The following is a 13,991-nucleotide window of genomic DNA, read 5'->3' on the forward strand; positions in this document are numbered from 1 at the left end:
CTGCTGCTCGATCATGAATACCAAATCCGTCCGCCTTCCCGCCTGGCTGTCGCACCCGGCTCCATCTCTCTTGCGCATGCTGTTGACCGCGCTGGTTGCTGCGGCAGCCTGCTGGGCCGGCCTGCAACTCTGGGACCACTATGAGCTGGCGCCCTGGACGCGCAACGGCCGGGTGCGCGCCGACGTCGTCCAGGTGGCGCCCGATGTTTCCGGCATGGTGGCCGTCGTGGCGGTGCGCGACAACCAGCCGGTCGTGGCGGGCGAGTTGCTCTTCTCGATCGACGAAGCCCGCTTCGCGCTGGCGCTGCAGCAGGCAGAAGCTGCAGTCGCCGCTCAGCGGATCGTCATCGGCAATCAGCAGGTCGCGCTGGCCCAGGCGCAGCGCGAGCGCCGCCGCAACGACGAACTGGAGGGCCTTGTCGCGCAGGAGGTGCGCGAGCAGTCGCGCCTGCGTGTCGAGCAAGCCAGGGGGGCGCTGCTGGCGGCCGAAACGGCCCTGCGCCAGGCGCAGGTGGCGCTTGACGTGGCGCGCCTGAACCTGCAACGCGCAGAAGTGCGCGCGCCGGCGGCGGGCCGTGTCACCAATCTCGACCTGCGCCGGGGCGCCTATGCGACCGCAGGCCACCCTGCATTGGCGCTTGTGGCTGACGGTTCGATCTACGTCGAGGGCTACTTCGAGGAAAACAAGCTGTCGCGCATCCGGCTGGGTGACCGGGTGCGAGTGACCCCCATGGACGCGCCCTCGCTCGAAGGCGAGGTCGACAGCATTGCCGCAGGCATCGGCGACCGCGACCGCAGCACCGGTGCCAACCTGCTGTCCAGCGTGAACCCTACATTCAACTGGGTGCGGCTCGCCCAGCGCGTTCCGGTGCGAGTGAAGCTCGACCCGCTGCCCGCCAATGCTCGCCTGGTCGTCGGGCAGACTGTCTCTGTCGAGGTGATGGAGGCCCGAGCAGCCTCCACCGCCGCCGCGGCTCGCGTTCAGGAGCCGCGGTCATGAAGCCGCCTCTCGTCCTCGCGCTTGCAACCGCTGCCGCATGCGTGATGTTGGCTGGCTGTGCACATGGTCCCGTCGGCCCCGACTACGTCGCACCGGCCGCGCTCACCGCAGCGCAGTCCGCTTCGGCCGGGCCGTTCCTCTCCGGCGGCGCGGCCACATCGGATGCAACGATGCCCGCGCACTGGTGGCGCCTTTTCGACGACCCGCAGCTCGAGGGCCTGATCGCCCGGGCCCTGGCGCACAACACCGATCTGCGGCAAGCCCTGGCTACCTTCGAGCGTGCCATGGCCCTCGAGGCAGAGGCGCACGGGAGCGAACAGCCCTCGATCACCCTCAATGGCGGTCCGAGCTTCGGTCATAGCTCGGGCTTGTCGGTGCTGCAACCCGGCCATGCGCCGCCGAGCCGGCTCAACTACAGCATGGGCATGGCCGTGTCCTACCAGCTGGACCTCTTCGGCCAACTGCATCGCGCCATCGAGGCTGCCGAAGCGGATGCCGGCGCCGCGCGCGCCGCGGTGGACCTGGTGCGCGTGAGCGTTGCCGGCGGCACGGCGCAGGCATATGGCGCAGTGTGCGCCACCGGGCTGCAGTTGCGCGTGGCACAGGTGTCGATGCGCCTGCAGGAGGACGCGCTCGGGCTGGCGCTGCGGCTGCAGCGCGCGGGCAAGGCCGGCACCATGGACGCCGCGCGTGCGCGCGCCCAGCTCGAAACCCTCCGCGCCGCGATTCCCCCGCTGGAATCCCGGCGCCAGCAGGCGCTGTATCGGCTCGCCACGCTCACGGGTGCGCCGCCGCGCGACCTTCCCGAGGCCGTCGGCCATTGCGAGCAGCCTCCACGCGTAGCCGGACTGCTGCCCGTGGGCGACGGTGCGGCGCTGCTCGCCCGGCGCCCCGACGTGCGGCAGGCCGAGCGAAGCCTGGCCTCCGCGACGGCGCGAATCGGTGTCGCGACGGGCGATCTGTATCCCAAGGTGACGCTGGGCCTCTCATCGGCGTCCACCGGCTTTGTCGAACGGTTCGCCAACCGCGAGACCTTCAGCTACAGCGTGGGCCCGCTGATCAGCTGGTCCTTTCCCAACACGGGTGTCGCACGAGCGCGCATCACCCAGGCCGAAGCAACGGCTCACGTCGCAGTCGCGCGGTTCGAGGGCACCGTGCTGAATGCGCTGCGAGAAGCCGAAGCCGCGCTGGACACCTACGGCCGCGAGCTCGATCGGCATGCGGCTCTGGCTGCCGCGCGTGACCAGAGCCTGATCGTGGCCGACCAGGCGCGGGCGCTGCTGATCAACGGAAAGGTCGGCCAGTTCGATGCGCTGGACGCCCAACGCACCCTGGCCTCGCACGAAGCCGCGCTGGCTGAGTCCGACGCCCGGCTGGCGGAGTACCAAGTCGGGGTTTTCATGGCCCTGGGTGGCGGATGGGAGAGTGGCCCCGCTGCGTCGCACCCGTGAGGGTGAAGGGCAGTTATCTGCAATGGGACGCTTCGCGAGTGACGGGATGAATGATGGACGGATTCGAGCTTCTCAGGACATTTTCGGAAGTGGCCTTCCAGGGCAGCTTCTCGCGCGCGGCCGGCAGGCTCGGTATCTCGAAGGCTAGCGTGAGCAAGCACGTTGCAGCACTGGAGTCGCGCTTCAATGTCCGCTTGCTCAACCGCTCGACGCGTTCAGTCTCCCTCACCGACGCAGGCCGCTTGCTGCAGGCGCGATGTGCGCCCCTGATGGAGATGATCGAGCAGACCACGAGCGAGCTGCAGGCACGCGGCTCGCACCCCAGCGGTCGCCTGTTGATCACCGCGCCCCACGGAATGGTCCAGACGGCGTTTCCGCGCCTGCTGGGAGACTTCCTCACTTGCTATCCCGACGTGCAGCTCGACCTGAAACTGAGCAACCGCATGATCGATCTTGTCGACGAGGGAGTGGACATCGCCTTGCGGTTCGGGCGGATCGGCGACGAGAACCTGATCGTGCGGCGCCTGCGCCGGATGGGTCTCACACTTTGCGCCACGCCGCGCTACTGGGCGCGGCGCGGCATTCCGTTGAAGCCTGATGACATGCGAAAGCACGATGTCCTCGCATACTCCGTCACGCCAGGGCCTCCACAGATCGCATTCGAAGTGGACGGCCAGCCGTACAACGTTCCCGTTCGGGGACGCATGGACGCCAACGATGCGAGTGCGTTGATTGGCGCAGCACTGGCGGATATCGGCGCGGTGTGCGTTCCCGACCTGCTTGCGCAACCCTACGTGGAAAGCGCTCACTTGGTTCCGGTTCTCAGAGACTTCATGCCCAGCGACATCTGGCTCTATGCAGTCTACACACAGCGCCGCCAGAACAGCGCCGCTCTCCGTGTCCTTCTCGCGATGCTGGAAGTTCGTATGCGCGACAGTGCTGCTTCCCTTCCGATCTTGATAGGCGCCGCGCCTATACCTCCTCTGTAACGGCGAACCGTGAGCCTCTTCAATTCGCGCTTCGGTACGGAACAGCTAACAGAAGGATGCCGCGTGCGGGTAGTTCAAAACTAGTTATTCGGAGCACCTGAGCGCGGGCTTGGGTCACATGGATCGGCACGCCGGCCTTCGTGGGTACTGCACGGGCCTGATGCTTCTCTCGTCGCGCTAGAGCGGAGAGCGCATGGCCACGCGGGTGGATCCGACGCACGCCAGCGCGCGGCACCAGTTCGTGGCCAAGGCCGAGTGGTCACACACGCCGCAGCTGCGTCGTACGTGCCAGTGGGTAATGCCCAGGATGGACTTCAGGCAGGGCGGTCGGTGGATCATCGAGGGCACCGGCCTTTCGAAGAAGGGTTGCCATTCGGTGCGCGTTACACGCCAGTATCGCGGGAAGCAGGGCAAGCAGGGCAAGCAGGGCAGTCTGCCCGTGGCCCGCCAGTTGTACCTGCCCGAGGACTGGGCGTCGGAGCCTGAGCGTCCCACCAATGCCCATCGGCAAGCGTCCGAAACGCATATTCAGCCCCCGCACTTCACAGATGGCGAAAAAGCTGCGATTGCATGTCTTGTTTATTTAATATACATTAAATGCTTATTGTTATATTCTGCATTCCAGAACGACGTTCATCTGCAGTCTTTTCCTGTGGAAGGTCGCACTGGGGGCTATTCAGGAATTCGACATGTCGGTTCGCGTTGGGCGTTTGCCCATAGATGATCAAAGCAATGGGTGGAGCGCTTTGCTGCCGCCGCGGCGAGCAAACGCTGAGGTACGGGGTGAGTTGGACTTCGACTGGGTGGTCGTCGGTGCAGGGTACGCGGGTGTTGCTGCAGCCCGGCAACTTGCTCGGCTCCGGCCCAACGCGACAATCGCGCTTGTTGAAGCCGGGCTGGTCGGAGAGAACGCTTCCGGCAGAAACTCCGGCTTCGCTATCGATCTTCCGCATGCAGCAGGGACGTCGGAAGAATGGACGGAGCAGGGCCGTAGCGCGATCCGCGTGGGACGATTCGCGCTCAACGAATTGGATTGCCTCGTCAAAGAGCACAGCATCGACTGCGGCTGGGAGAAGCGTGGGCGATACCATGTTGCCGTCACGGAGAACGTCGCGAAGCGTTCTCTCGCCGCGTACGAGGCCAGTCTCAAAGTATGGCAAGAGCCGTACCGGTGGGTCGACCGAAGCGAGCTGCGAGAAGCGCTGGGCACGGCCTACTACGCCGCTGCCATTCACACCCCTGGCACCTACCTGGTCAATCCGGCGAGTCTTATCCGCGGGCTCGCCGATAGCCTCCCTCGGCAGGTCAAGCTATTCGAAAACTCACCAGTGATCGAAGCAGACATCCGCGGCCAGACGCCCAGCGTACGGACCCCGCATGGCCGAATTCGCGCGAACGCACTCATCCTGACGGTCAACGCCTTCTCGCAGTCCTTCGGCGTCTATCGCACCCGTCAGATCCCCATATTGTTGTTCGCGAGCCTGACGCCCGCGTTAAGCGATGAACAACTCGGCCAACTTGGCAGAGAGTCGACTTGGGGCTTGACGCCGGCGCATTCCGTGGTCGGATCGACGCTAAGGCTGACTCGGGAGCGACGCCTGATGATTCGTCAGGGATTCGAGTACTCGCCGTCATTAGGCACCACTGACGCTCGACGCGCGAAGGCTCGGGAGATCAATCTGGCACTCCTGCGTCGGCGATTTCCTCAGCTCGGTCCGATTGAGCTCGAACACTTCTGGGCTGGCTGGCTTGCCGTGTCGCACAACCACGCGCCTGCGTTCGGTCGCGTGGGACCGAACTCTTTTGCCGCCTCGTGCTGCAACGGATCCGGCATCGTGCGGCACACCGCGGCGGGGACGTTCATCGCGGACCTAGCCCTCGGCCGCGATCATTCCCTGATGACAGATTTTCTCTCGCAAGGAACGGCCAACTACATCCCGCCGCGCCCACTGCGCGACATCGGTGTCGGCATGGCCCTTTCCTACGGTGTTTGGACCGGGCGAGGCGAACGATGAAGTCGTGGACGACGCGCAGCCGCACGGACTTTCATTTTTTCACTCGGAGCACCTGAATGACTTCTCTTCGCCTGATCACTGGACACACAGTCGTCTCCGAGGCGCGCGGGGGCGCATCTGACGGCTTGGCCGAAATCTCTTGGGTGGTCTCGGACGGCGAGGACGCCGCGCTGCTTTGCGGATTCGGTCGATGGCATGAGGCAGCCTGTGAGCCGAAGACGCTCGACTATGACGAAATCATCCTGGTGCTGGAGGGCGTTTTCGGCGTCGAGACTGGCGACGGAGAACGCGTTGAAGGTCGCCCCGGTGACGTGATTGAAATCCGCAACGGGACCACGGTCAAATACTTCGGGCGCCAAGCCCGGCTCTTCTTCGTGACGAACTAGGATGCAGGCGCGGGGAGGGCTACGATCTGCCTGTCTTGCGTGGCTTCTCTTGGCCTGCGGCGACGATCATCCCGGCAAGGCATTCGAGCTGGGAAGCGATGGATTCTTCCGTCACCGGGAACAACTTGAACACTGCAATCCCGCGAAGCGTGGAAAACACCATTTCGGCGAATCCGGCGGGGTCGCTATGGTTCGCGGAAACCTCAGGAAAGAGCGCGAGAAAATGGGCGAACGACACCGGGTCTTCTGCCTGCCGTTTCGCATCGATGCGCTTGAAAAGTGAGGGGATGGACTTGCAGCCAAAGAACACTCCCCAGGCAGCCACATAAGAGTCCGCACCGTAGATGTGCTGCCATGCGCGTTCCACGAACTCCGCGGCACGCTCACTGAGCGGGATGGCTGAATCCGGCCACACAGGGCCCTTGTCAGATAGCGGTGCCATCACCTCTTCCACGACCTGCTCTAGCAGCGCCTGCCGTGTTCCGAACTGATGCTGCAACGCACCGAGCGTGACCTTCGCGCCGGACGCAATGTTCTGCAGGTTGGCTTTCTGAAAGCCTTGCCGCCGAATCAGCGATATCGCTGAATTCAGGATGCGGCGCCGGGTCGTTTCGCTGCGTTCCGCCTGGGTTCTGACGACGCGCCGGGGTTTGTTTGGGGAAGTGGCCATCTTCCGTGCATTGTATTCACAGCTTCACGGGGGGCACGTAAACCCTATACATGTTGCGTTAAATGCTTATTGTTTTATGCAAGATTGAAACGTACCATGCAGCCTCTGCAAGTCGACCATCAAGCGCCGAGCGTGCCCGCAGCGACAGCTCGACTGTCGGGGGAAAGAAGCGCGTGGTCCCCATCTCAGGAATGCGATCTGCTGTCATGAAATCTGTCCATATAGAAGACATTGCCCAACTGCAAGTGCCATTGCAGGGATCAGAAGATTCCGTTCAAACGGTCCACAAGAAAAGGGCGCTCGTCGCCGCCATCATCGGCAACGCGCTGGAGTGGTACGACTTCATCGTCTACGGGTTTCTGGCGGTGTTCATTGCCAAGCAGTTCTTCCCGCCCGGCGATGACGCAGCAGCGCTCCTTTTGACCTTTGCCACATTCGCCCTCTCTTTCGTCGTAAGGCCGCTCGGTGGTGTGTTGATCGGTCTGTATGCCGACCGTTTCGGGCGACGTCCTGCGCTGAGCTTCATCATGGCGTCGATGACCGTGTCGATGCTCATCATGGTCTTCGTCCCCTCCTACGCTTCCATCGGGGTGACTGCCACCGTGTTGATGGTCATCGCGCGCATCCTTCAGGCGCTGTCTGCGGGCGGCGAATTCGCCAGTGCCGCGACTTACCTTCTCGAGTCCGTTCCGGCGAAGAAACGAGGCCTCTACAGCGGCCTCTACAGCAGCGGCCCGTTGCTCGCAACCGTCATGGCAGCTCTTGTCGGACTGCTGATGACCCAGGTAATGACACCGGAATCCAGAGACAGCTGGGGATGGCGGGTTCCCTTCGCCTTCGGCCTGCTGATTGCACCGGTCGGCTACTACATCAGGAGATACCTGCCGGAGTCAGAAGCGTTCGAAAAAAACGCCGGCGACCGGGGAACCATGGAGATGCTTCGAATCGTTTTCAGGGAACACCGCCGTGCACTCATGGTCGCGCTGTCTCTGGCGGCGATCGGCACGTCGGTGCAATACGTTCTTCTCGTGTATGCGCCCACCTACGCCGTGCGTGAGCTCAAGCTGCCGGCCAATGTTCCGTTTCTGGCCCTGTTGGTCTGTGGCGCCATCGGGACGGTCCTCACACCGCTGCTGGGAATGGTTGCTGACAGGCTGGGCGCGAAAAGGCAGTTGCACATCAGCCTTGCCGCACTGATCGTGATGATCGTACCGCTCTATGTCTGGATGACCTCCGGGCCAACGACGGCCAAGTTCATCATTTGCTCGGCAATCTTCACCACTGTGACGTCGGCCTCCAACGCGGTCTATCCAAAGCTAATGGCGTATCTCTTTCCGCCTGAACTTCGCTCCACAGGCATGGCGATCTCCTACAACTTGAGCGCAACCATCTTTGGCGGTTTCTCGTTGTATGCGATCACCGTCATGCTGAATGCTGTCCAAAGCGCTCTGGTACCTGCCTTCTATGTTGTTGCCGTGACGGCCGTCTTCTGGATCTTTCTGGTTGTGCTGCATCGACCCGGCTCGGACTTCAAGGTCTGAGGATAACCGTGGGCAGGACACCGACGCCCCATCCCTTCATCTCCCAAGCAAATCCACCATGCTCAATCCATCCAATGCAATGAAACCCGCTGCCTCGGATCAAGCGAGAGAACTGTATTCCCGCCTGCTCGTCTGCGATATGACTTCGCCCTTCTGCGCTCCCGCGGACCAGCGGCTCAAGGACGCATTCGTTTCGCGGCTCATTAACGAAGGCTTCACTTATGTGTCCTTCACGCTGGTAGCCGACAACAGCGATACGATCGGTGCGATCCAGGCCATCGCGGCGTACCGGAAGTTCTTCCTTGACCAAAGCGACCTTTGCATGCTCGTCAACACGGTGGACGACATCCATCGGGCCAGGAAGGAGGGCAAGCTCGCCGTGGGCTTTCATTTTCAAGGTTCTGTTCCGGTCGGTCGGGACCTTTCGATGGTGGAAGTCTTCTACAAGCTCGGGATTCGCCACATGCTGCTGGCCTACAACCAGAAGAACTTCGTGGCAGACGGATGCCACGAACTTGGAGAGGGTGGGATAAGCCGATTCGGGCGGACGTTGATCGCCGAGATGAATCGGGTCGGGATGCTCGTGGACGTCGCCCATGCCGGCTATCGCTCCTGCATGGAGGCCATCGAGTACTCCGATCATCCGGTGATCTGCAGCCACGGCAACATCTGGAACATCCACCAACATCCGCGTTGCTACCGAGACGATCAGATCAAGGCGGTGGCAGCCAGTGGCGGCGTGTTCGGTCTGACGGGCCTTTCGATCTTCACCGGTGACGATGACGCATCGCCTTCGAAGTTCGCCGAACAGATCGACTACATCGCGCAGTTGGTCGGGCCTCAACATGTCGGTCTGGGGCTCGACTACATCGTCGATTTACCCGCGATCACAGCCGACGCTGCGGCCCACGCGGACAAGCTGCCGCCAGATGGCGGCTACACGCGCAGCGATATGAAGCAGGTGGAACTGGGCGCCATGCCCGAAGTGGTGGATGCGCTCTTGAGCAAGGGCTATTCCGACTCGGATATTGGCCTGGTCATGGGCGAAAACTGGCTGCGTGTGATGAAGGAGGTCTGGAAGGCGCCGATGTAGGGCTCATTGGCGGCACACAGAGGCTCTTGAGCCTTCTTGGGTGGGTGCCTCCCCGACTTCGCATGTCTCCATCGATCAACGATTCCGCCAGGAGTCGTCGCGTCGAAAGACGAGCGCGGTGGTTGTTGCTTCGTCATTTCACGCCTTGTGCAGGAGAAAAAATGAGTTCTTGGTCATCAAAGAAACCGTCTTGGCATTCCCTGTTCCTAAAGTTCAGAACTCTTCAGAAGATCCAGTGCCCGTCGCCTCGCCGCAAGGTTTGGATGTTGCTGGCCTTCGCCACTGTCGTGGGCGGATGTGGTGGTTCTGATCCAACGCCAGACTACGCGCTGCCCGTTGCTTCAGAGTCGTTCTCCCCGGAAGGCCGAGCGCCTCGAGTCGAGCTTCTGTCGTCGCGCCAGGATACGGTCAGCGGAGGCGATGCCGTCATTGCGGTGAGCAATGATCCGGCTTCTGAATCGGCTCCGGCGACGGATCTGAAAGTCAGCCTCAACGGCGTTGATGTCCGTTCGTCGTTGGGGCACGACCCGTCAGGCAAACGCCTCGTCGGTCGTATTGCAGGCTTTCATGTGGGGGAGAACACGATTTCTGCGCAGAGCAAGTATGGACCTGCAACCTTGGTGACGGTCAAGAACCATTCCTCATCCGGCCCCATCATCTCAGGTCCTCACCAAGTCCCTTGGATTTGCGAAACCGAGAGCTCCGGGCTCGGCGCAGCATCCGATGCGAGTTGTACCGTTTCGAGTCGATTGGACTGGTATTACGTCACCACTTCCAACGCCTTCAAGCCGCTGACCAGCTTGGCTGCTCCGTATCCCGCAGATCTCGCTACGACGGAGACCATCGATGGAAACAAGGTGAACTTCATAGTGCGGGTCGAATCGGGCACGATCGATCAATCCATATACCGAATTGCCATCCTCGATGACCCCGCCAATCCGATCTCGAATCCGTGGGCGAAAGGCGGCAAAAAGCCCGGTGCGGGCTGGAATGGAAAACTCAATCTTGTGTATGGCGGAGGATGTTCCCCTGGTTATCGATCCGGTTCGAACACCTTGCCGGACGCTCTCGCAATGCTGCCTCTTAGCGTGGATAACGCCATAGACCCGCTCGGTCTTGGCTTCGCCGTTGCATTCGCTTCACGGATGGCGATGGACAACGGTTGTGATCCCGTGATGGCCGCGGAGAATTCGATGATGCTCAAAGAGCACTTCATCAAGTCATACGGAGTGCCTAAATTCACCATCGGCACCGGGCCCTCCGGCGGCGCGATGATTCAGCACTTCATCGCTCAAAACTATCCTGGTGTACTTGACGCGATCACGCCCGGCCTGTCCTTTCCGGATACACCGTCAGTCATACTTGATGTTGTCGACTGCGCCCTGCTTAACCGATACTTCGATGATGCGGGGCCGAGTGCCTGGCCTGTATCGATTCAGGCCAAGGTGGCCGGCTATCCGGTGAGCGGCACATCGACCACTTGTCGAAGCTGGGATGCGGCTGGTCATGCTTTTGTGACGCCCACTCAAGGCTTTTCACCGGTCGTACCCCCAACAGCAATCTTCGACCCGATCACAAACCCCACCGGGGCTCGCGGCGGATACGTCGATGGACTGGTCAATGTTTTTGGCGTTGATGCAAACACCGGTTTTGCACGCTCGATCTATGACAACGTCGGCGTTCAATACGGGCTCCAGGCGCTGAACAGCGGGGACATCACCATCGAACAGTTCCTTGATCTCAACAAAAATATCGGAGGGTTCGATGTCAATGGATCCTATGCAAGAAAACGGGCGGTTGCGAACATCCAAGGTGTGGAAAATGCGTACAAATCGGGGCTCGTCAACTCGGGCGAGGGCATCACGTTGCCGGTCATCGACACGCGCCTCTACACCGAAGGTTTAAACACGCACACCAGGGTTCGTACCTTTGCAACCCGCTCGAGAATTCAAGCTGCACACGGAACCTCCGCAAATCACGTGAGCTGGCTGTCCGCAAGTGTTGAGGGGTATCAGGGCGTGGTCAATCTAACGAAGATGGCGCTCGTGGCTCAAAACGAATGGCTTGAAAGAATAGCCGCGGATACGTCGTCAGACGATTTAGCGAGAAAGGTCATTAGAAACAGGCCTCCTGCGCTTGTCGATTCCTGCTGGGATTCAAGCGGCGTGTCCCATGCAGAGCCCGCGACCCTGGAGCCTGGCGGTGTCTGCAATACGATCTTTCCGATCTATTCGACGCCTCGAATCGCAGCGGGTGAAGGCGTTGCGCAAGACATTATGAAGTGCGAGCTCAAGGCCCCGGAGGCTTCGAGCTACGCGGTCGCCTTTTCGCCGATGCAATGGGCCGAGCTTCACTCTATTTTTTCGGAGGGAGTGTGCGACTGGACAAAGCCAAGCGTGGGAAGGGTTGCTGCTATTCCATGGCAACGGCATTGAAGCGCTTGCTCGGGCTAAAAGTAGATGGCGTACCAGAGCAGTGCTGCCAGAATCTCTTGCTGCCAGGATGGTTCAGGAACTGTCCATCAGCGAGCGCCGCGCCTGTCGCTATGCGGGGTTGTCCAGAACCAGCTACCGGGAACCGCCCAGCATGAACGAGTCCACGGCCAGCCTAAGCACGCGCATCGTCGAGTTGGCGCACGAGCGCCGGTGCTTTGGCTACCGGTGTAGATTTTCGCGCCCATTTGACCCAAAGTTCCATAAAGCGCCGACCCAGCGTGCTTGCCTTCACCCTTTTGCTCGGAGACGCGTGTGTCCAACAGCATGCGGGTCAAGGCTCCGTGAAGAAGCGGTGCGCCTCTGGGTGGAAATCAACAATGGGTAGTGAGAACGCGCTTACGCTCCTCTCGCATCAGGTCGGCGACCTCGCGTTCGACAGCGTAGAGCTCGCCGAAAAACTTCAGCGCCTGCTCCCCGGCGAGGCTGCCGTGATTGGCCCAGAGCTCGTGTAACTTGCGCCTCGCATACGCCAGGCGGCCGGCCTCGGTGACGCCGAGCTCGAAGCACGCCTTGTAGCCACTGAAGTCGTCGCACACGAGAGTGCCGCGCCAACCATCCTCGTCTGGCAGATCGAGGAAGTCGCGAGCATGCCGGCCGCCGCGGCCGCCGCGGCCGCCGCGGCCGTCGGCGAAGCCGACGTAGGCAACGCCGAAAAATGCGAATGGGGACAAACCTGCTGTCACAAAATGCGAACGAGCTCGCACAAAACGGTGACACAGGGCGGCAGTTGGCGGTCAAACAGCAGCGATTCCTTGGATGCGTCCTGGTCGACGCGATCGATGAGATGAGCGTGCGTTACTTGATGAGTAAAAGCAATCATGATCCGTGAATCGCAGTAGGCGTCTCCGAACGTGCGTCACATACTTGTATTGCCGTCATGTTTGGCGGCGATGAACAAGGTGCCAACCGAAATCCCGCTTGCTGAAAACGGGGCTTTGGTTACCTCTGGTTGGATGGACACGATGAAGAGGAAATTGCTGTAGTGGAAACAGAATCGACGGCCAAGGCCTGGGAAAAAAAGCCGTGGAAAATTATCCTCGCGGCAACGATCGGAAATGCACTGGAGTGGTACGACTTCATCGTCTATGGCTTCCTGGCTGCGACCATCAGCAAGTTGTTCTTTCCTCAAAGCGACCCTCAGGCGGCGCTATTGCTTGCGACGCTGAGCATTGGGATCGGCTTCATCGCACGTCCGCTGGGCGCCATACTTCTGGGCTGGTACGCAGACAAGGTTGGCAGAAAACCTGCAATGACGCTGGTGATATGGCTGATGTTCGTATCGACGGCAATGATCGCCTTCGCGCCAACCTTTGCACAAGCGGGTCTTTGGGCCACAGCGCTGATTGCAGTGGCCAGGCTGCTGCAGGGGTTTTCAGCGGGCGGAGAGTTTGGCAGTGCAACCTCGTATCTGATCGAGATGGCCCCTGCACATCGGAAGGGCTATTACGGAAGCTGGCAGATGTTTGCTCAGGCCTCTGGCGCGCTGCTGTCTACGGTGGTGGGAGCGTTGCTATTTAAAGTCTTCTCGCCGGAGACCATTGATGGTTGGGCGTGGCGACTGCCATTTTTCGTCGGCCTCCTAATTGGGCCTGCAGGCTTGTATATCCGCCGCCACCTGCACGAGCCGGAAGAGTTCACGCGAGTAGCGAAGGGGCCTGCTCCGTCTGTAAAGATCTGGCGTCACTTCGTACCGGAGATCATTGCTGGAACAACAGTGAGTGCCTCAATCAATGTGATGTCTTATGTGATCATCACCTACTTGCCTCTGTACGCACAACAGACGCTAGGAATGCCGCAAGGCGACGCATTTCTCGCACTGCTGGTGGCTATTGTCTTCCGTATGATGCTGATCCCGGTATTCGGCTTGGCGTGCGACATGTTTGGACGTCGAATTATGCTGCTCGGTGCACTGGCACTCTTTACTCTCACGATCTATCCGGCGTATATGTACATCATCGCCGCGCCGAGCTTCGTTTCATTGCTTCTCGTGGAGCTCTGGTTCGCCATCCTGATTGCGGCTGCCTACGCTCCGTGTCCTACCTATCTCTCCGAGCTGTTTCCAACACAGATCCGCGGATTGGGCCTGTCTATCGTGTACAACATTGCCGCAACGATCTTCGGGGGATTCTCCCTCTTCTTCGTGACCTTGATTCAGCAGATGACGCGAAGCGCCCTCGCGCCAGCGCATTACTCGGTGATCTTCTTTTTGGCTGCACTCGTCGCAGTATTGAAGATGGGGCCTCGCTCCTCCCCAAAAGTGCTTCCAGTCGGAGGGTGAGCATTCTCTGTGGTTGATGAGGCGGTGCGGCTCTGGAAACTCAGTAAACCGTCTCGATTGAATAGAGCGGTAA

The 13,991-nt window shown here is 60.8% G+C and carries 10 protein-coding genes and 2 pseudogenes; 10 read left to right on the plus strand and 2 right to left on the minus strand.

Annotation, left to right across the window (positions count from 1 at the left end):
* Positions 1-13 precede the first annotated feature (13 nt).
* The 6 genes and pseudogenes from QRN67_RS26795 (at position 14) to QRN67_RS26820 (ending at position 5,841) form a co-directional block, all read left to right on the plus strand.
* Positions 14-1,000 (plus strand): HlyD family secretion protein, encoded by a 987-nt coding sequence (locus tag QRN67_RS26795; RefSeq protein ID WP_184605447.1) that lies wholly within the window; start codon positions 14-16, stop codon positions 998-1,000.
* A gap of 44 nt (positions 1,001-1,044) precedes the next feature.
* A complete protein-coding gene (locus tag QRN67_RS26800; RefSeq protein WP_285414336.1) occupies positions 1,045-2,451 on the plus strand; it encodes an efflux transporter outer membrane subunit in 1,407 nt (468 codons plus the stop codon).
* A gap of 50 nt (positions 2,452-2,501) precedes the next feature.
* Entirely contained in the window at positions 2,502-3,440 is a 939-nt protein-coding gene (locus tag QRN67_RS26805) for a LysR family transcriptional regulator (protein ID WP_311733689.1), read from the plus strand.
* 118 nt (positions 3,441-3,558) lie between these two features.
* Positions 3,559-4,164, plus strand: a pseudogene (locus tag QRN67_RS26810) (transposase).
* Positions 4,165-4,228: 64 nt separating this feature from the next.
* Positions 4,229-5,455, plus strand: coding sequence for an NAD(P)/FAD-dependent oxidoreductase (locus tag QRN67_RS26815; protein ID WP_260310332.1), 1,227 nt, complete (start codon positions 4,229-4,231; stop codon positions 5,453-5,455).
* 56 nt (positions 5,456-5,511) lie between these two features.
* A complete protein-coding gene (locus QRN67_RS26820) occupies positions 5,512-5,841 on the plus strand; it encodes a EutQ-related cupin domain-containing protein (RefSeq protein ID WP_285414337.1) in 330 nt (109 codons plus the stop codon).
* Between the two features lie 19 nt (positions 5,842-5,860).
* Here QRN67_RS26820 and QRN67_RS26825 read toward each other — a convergent pair whose 3' ends face one another.
* A complete protein-coding gene (locus tag QRN67_RS26825; protein WP_184605443.1) occupies positions 5,861-6,511 on the minus strand; it encodes a TetR/AcrR family transcriptional regulator in 651 nt (216 codons plus the stop codon).
* A 206-nt stretch (positions 6,512-6,717) separates the two neighbouring features.
* Between QRN67_RS26825 and QRN67_RS26830 the strand changes: the two genes are divergently transcribed.
* From QRN67_RS26830 to QRN67_RS26840, 3 genes are all read left to right on the plus strand, one after another.
* Positions 6,718-8,052 carry an MFS transporter gene (locus tag QRN67_RS26830; RefSeq protein WP_285414338.1) on the plus strand — a complete coding sequence of 445 codons (1,335 nt, stop codon included), beginning with the start codon at positions 6,718-6,720 and terminating at the stop codon, positions 8,050-8,052.
* Between the two features lie 58 nt (positions 8,053-8,110).
* Positions 8,111-9,145 carry a dipeptidase gene (locus tag QRN67_RS26835; RefSeq protein ID WP_260310330.1) on the plus strand — a complete coding sequence of 345 codons (1,035 nt, stop codon included), beginning with the start codon at positions 8,111-8,113 and terminating at the stop codon, positions 9,143-9,145.
* A gap of 161 nt (positions 9,146-9,306) precedes the next feature.
* Positions 9,307-11,580, plus strand: a complete 2,274-nt coding sequence (locus QRN67_RS26840; RefSeq protein ID WP_285414339.1) for a DUF6351 family protein — start codon at positions 9,307-9,309, stop codon at positions 11,578-11,580.
* 389 nt (positions 11,581-11,969) lie between these two features.
* On the opposite strand, the pseudogene QRN67_RS26845 reads toward QRN67_RS26840, so the two are convergent.
* A pseudogene (locus tag QRN67_RS26845) lies at positions 11,970-12,242 on the minus strand (IS66 family transposase); the annotation flags it as partial.
* A gap of 380 nt (positions 12,243-12,622) precedes the next feature.
* Between QRN67_RS26845 and QRN67_RS26850 the strand changes: the two are divergent.
* Entirely contained in the window at positions 12,623-13,918 is a 1,296-nt protein-coding gene (locus QRN67_RS26850) for an MFS transporter (RefSeq protein WP_285414340.1), read from the plus strand.
* Positions 13,919-13,991: the final 73 nt, after the last annotated feature.

It is taken from the genome of Variovorax sp. efr-133-TYG-130 (assembly GCF_030208835.1).
Classification (GTDB): Bacteria; Pseudomonadota; Gammaproteobacteria; order Burkholderiales; family Burkholderiaceae_C; genus Variovorax.

Excerpts from the sequence above, each read along its gene's own strand:
- QRN67_RS26795 (WP_184605447.1), top strand. The coding sequence starts at position 14 with ATGAATACCAAATCCGTCCGCCTTCCCGCCTGGCTGTCGCACCCGGCT.
- QRN67_RS26800 (WP_285414336.1), top strand. The coding sequence starts at position 1,045 with ATGTTGGCTGGCTGTGCACATGGTCCCGTCGGCCCCGACTACGTCGCA.
- QRN67_RS26805 (WP_311733689.1), top strand. The coding sequence starts at position 2,502 with ATGATGGACGGATTCGAGCTTCTCAGGACATTTTCGGAAGTGGCCTTC.
- QRN67_RS26820 (WP_285414337.1), top strand. The coding sequence starts at position 5,512 with ATGACTTCTCTTCGCCTGATCACTGGACACACAGTCGTCTCCGAGGCG.
- QRN67_RS26825 (WP_184605443.1), bottom strand. The coding sequence starts at position 6,511 with ATGGCCACTTCCCCAAACAAACCCCGGCGCGTCGTCAGAACCCAGGCG.
- QRN67_RS26830 (WP_285414338.1), top strand. The coding sequence starts at position 6,718 with ATGAAATCTGTCCATATAGAAGACATTGCCCAACTGCAAGTGCCATTG.
- QRN67_RS26835 (WP_260310330.1), top strand. The coding sequence starts at position 8,111 with ATGCTCAATCCATCCAATGCAATGAAACCCGCTGCCTCGGATCAAGCG.
- QRN67_RS26840 (WP_285414339.1), top strand. The coding sequence starts at position 9,307 with ATGAGTTCTTGGTCATCAAAGAAACCGTCTTGGCATTCCCTGTTCCTA.